This window comes from Trinickia sp. (assembly GCF_051953405.1).
In the GTDB taxonomy this organism is placed as follows: domain Bacteria; phylum Pseudomonadota; class Gammaproteobacteria; order Burkholderiales; family Burkholderiaceae; genus Trinickia.
This window is the reverse complement of record NZ_JBQCIV010000096.1, coordinates 1-2,605: the sequence shown is the minus strand read 5'-3', so window position 1 is coordinate 2,605 and position 2,605 is coordinate 1. Positions and strand designations below refer to the sequence as shown.

3 protein-coding genes and 1 pseudogene are annotated in these 2,605 nt (G+C 65.2%); 1 reads left to right on the top strand and 3 read right to left on the bottom strand.

Annotated elements, in window-relative coordinates:
- Positions 1 to 606: pseudogene (locus ACTHN9_RS16875) on the bottom strand (hypothetical protein); the annotation flags it as partial.
- 180 nt (positions 607 to 786) lie between these two features.
- On the opposite strand from ACTHN9_RS16875, the gene ACTHN9_RS16870 reads away from it, so the two are divergent.
- On the top strand, positions 787 to 1,215 hold the full coding sequence (locus ACTHN9_RS16870) for a nucleoside deaminase (protein ID WP_440537922.1): 429 nt from the start codon (positions 787 to 789) through the stop codon (positions 1,213 to 1,215).
- Between the two features lie 46 nt (positions 1,216 to 1,261).
- Here ACTHN9_RS16870 and ACTHN9_RS16865 read toward each other — a convergent pair whose 3' ends face one another.
- Together ACTHN9_RS16865 and ACTHN9_RS16860 are read right to left on the bottom strand one after the other, a co-directional pair.
- Entirely contained in the window at positions 1,262 to 2,227 is a 966-nt protein-coding gene (locus ACTHN9_RS16865) for an integrase core domain-containing protein (RefSeq protein ID WP_440537921.1), read from the bottom strand.
- A 66-nt stretch (positions 2,228 to 2,293) separates the two neighbouring features.
- Positions 2,294 to 2,605 (bottom strand): L,D-transpeptidase family protein (locus ACTHN9_RS16860; protein WP_440537920.1); only part of this gene is annotated, 312 nt, incomplete at its 5' end.

Below are 2,605 nucleotides of genomic sequence, written 5' to 3'. Positions count from 1 at the left end.
CGGTCCGCGCGAAAACTTCGGGCGATCATCATCGCGCCGGAATCCGCCGTCGCGCGGCCGATCGAATTTCCGTTCGCCGTCGCGTGACCCAAAGTCCTTGCGCGGGCCATCCTTGCGGAAGCCCCCTTCGCCACGCGGGGTATAGGAACGCTTTTCCCCGCCACGATCGTCGCGCGGCCGAAAATCCTTGCGCGGTCCGCGCTCCGGCCGGTCGCCGCCACGCGCCGGGCGCTCGTCGCGATTGAAGCGTGCCGGACGCGCATCGTCGCGCGAACGACCTGGATTATCGTCGCGATCGCGGCGTGGTCCGTCACCGTAGCTGCGGCGCGGCCCGTCGCCGTCGCGTTTGCCGACATAAGGCTTCTTGCCGAACGGCTTGTCGCCGAACGATCTGCCACCTTCGGACTTGCCCGCGTAGGCGCGCCGCTCGCCGTCCGGCTTGCCGCCCGCCGCCCGCTTGGCGAATTTCTTCTCCGGTCCGCGCTTGGCGCCGGAGCGGCCCTTGTCGGCGGAGCGCCCCTTTTCGCCAGAGCGCCCCTTGCCGCCGGTCTGCCGGTCACGCCGGCCGCGCGGCGGGGCGTTGTTTTTGTCGTTATCGCGGGGCATGAATGCTCTCGTCTGGTGTGCGTCGAAATCGCGGGTGAAGCGACGGGAGCAGGTTCGAGCGCCCCCGTTTCGGGGCGCTGTCTCAAGCAAAAACCGGCATCCACGTGCTGAAGGCGCCCTCATAACAGAGTTCTTTGCGAGAAACGAGGCGAGAAACGCGGTATGAGCGCGGAAACTTTCATGGATTTGGCGCTGGAACAGGCCGAAAACGCCGAAAAAGCCGGCGAAGTGCCGATCGGCTGCGTCATTGTCCGCGACGGCGTGGTAATCGCCCGCGCCGGAAACCGCACTTTGACCGACCGCGACCCCACCTCCCACGCCGAGGTTCTGGCGCTGCGCGAGGCGGCCCGGGCGCTGGGCGGCGAGCGGCTGACCGGTTGCGATCTCTACGTGACCCTTGAGCCCTGCACCATGTGCGCAGCGGCGATCTCCTTCGCCCGCATCCGCCGGCTGTATTTCGGCGCGCTCGACCCCAAGGGCGGCGCGGTCGAGTCCGGCGTGCGCTTCTTCGCCTCCCCCACCTGCCACCACGCGCCGGAGGTTTATCCCGCCGTCGGCGAAACCCGCGCGGCAACGCTGTTGCGGGAGTTTTTCAAGGCGCGGCGGTAGTTTTCGTCATTGCTGTGCATGTTCACTAATTCGCTGATCGGGTTGCTTAGGCCCGGGTCTCGGCAATGGCCTTTGGGGTTTTGCCGCCGAGGGCCTGATGGGGCCTGAAGTTATTGTAGTAGACGATGTACTCGAAGAGCTCGTTGGCAAAGTGATCGAGGTTTTCGAAGGTCGTTCCCTCGATCAGGTCGTCGTCCAGTGTCCGCCAGAAGCGTTCGACCTTGCCGTTGGTCTGGGGCCGGTAGGGTCTGGTGTAGCGATGCTTGATGCCGAGCTCGATCAGCATGGCCTCGAAGGGGTGCTCCTCGGGGGCGGAGCGGGAGGCGAACTCGGCGCCATTATCGGAGAGGATCTCGGCGAACTGGACCCCGTAGGTGACGTGGAGCGTGTTGATCATCTTCAACGTCTTGAACATGACCGGCAGCGCCTTTTTCGAAGTCAGCACCTCGGCCCAGGCCAGACGCGAGCAGCTGTCGACCAGGCTGACGATGAAGGCGGTGCTGGGCGGCGGCACCAGGAACATGTCGCGGGACAGCTGGTGCAGGTCGACATGGCCGAGCTCGCCGATCTTGTCCTTGATAATGCGACGCTTCTCCTCGCGCATGGCCGCCGTGCGGCGGTTGAGCTGATGGCGTGTGAAGACCCGGTAGATGGTCGAGGGTGACGGTACCGTATCGCGCTGTTCGCGCAAGACGGCATGGACCTCGTACCGGTTCATGCCTCGCTTCCGGCAGGCGACGATCGCCGCCTCGATCCCTTCCGGGTCGCGCCGCTCGCGCCATTTCGGCCCGCGGCGCTGCGGCAACAAATCCGCCTCCGCACCGCTGCGCAAATAGCGGTTGTAATACTTCCGGAAAGTCTGCGAGCAGGTGCGGTGATGCTTGTAGAAATCTCCTACCCGGCGGAACACCGGCGATTGGCCGGCCTTGACCTTCTCATACTCCGCAATCAGGAACCGCCATTTCTGAATGTAGTTCCGCTCAACCGTCCGGTCGAAGCTGTTGTCGCGCATCGGAATCCTCCCTGCCAAGGATGAATTCGATCAGCGAATTAGTGAACTTGCACAGCAATGACGGAACTACCCCACCACGATCCTCGTCCTTCGCGAAAGCCGCGCGACCAGCCGCCGTAACGCCGGCGCGCTAAGCGCGATGCACCCCGCCGTCGGCGCAAATCCGGGCCGCGCGACATGGATGAACACGGCGCTGCCGCGGCCGGCGATGCGCGGCTTCGTGTTGTGGTCGATCTCGACGATCAGGTCGTAGAGCGCATCGGGGCGCATCAGGCGGTCCGCCATTGACCCAGTCGCGACGCGGACCGGCCGGTTGTAACGGCGGTCGGCAGGGTCCTCGCACCACCCGTCATCCGGCCAGATTCGGCGCACCGGGAG

Excerpts from the sequence above, each read along its gene's own strand:
- ACTHN9_RS16865 (WP_440537921.1), bottom strand. The coding sequence starts at position 2,227 with ATGCGCGACAACAGCTTCGACCGGACGGTTGAGCGGAACTACATTCAG.
- ACTHN9_RS16870 (WP_440537922.1), top strand. The coding sequence starts at position 787 with ATGGATTTGGCGCTGGAACAGGCCGAAAACGCCGAAAAAGCCGGCGAA.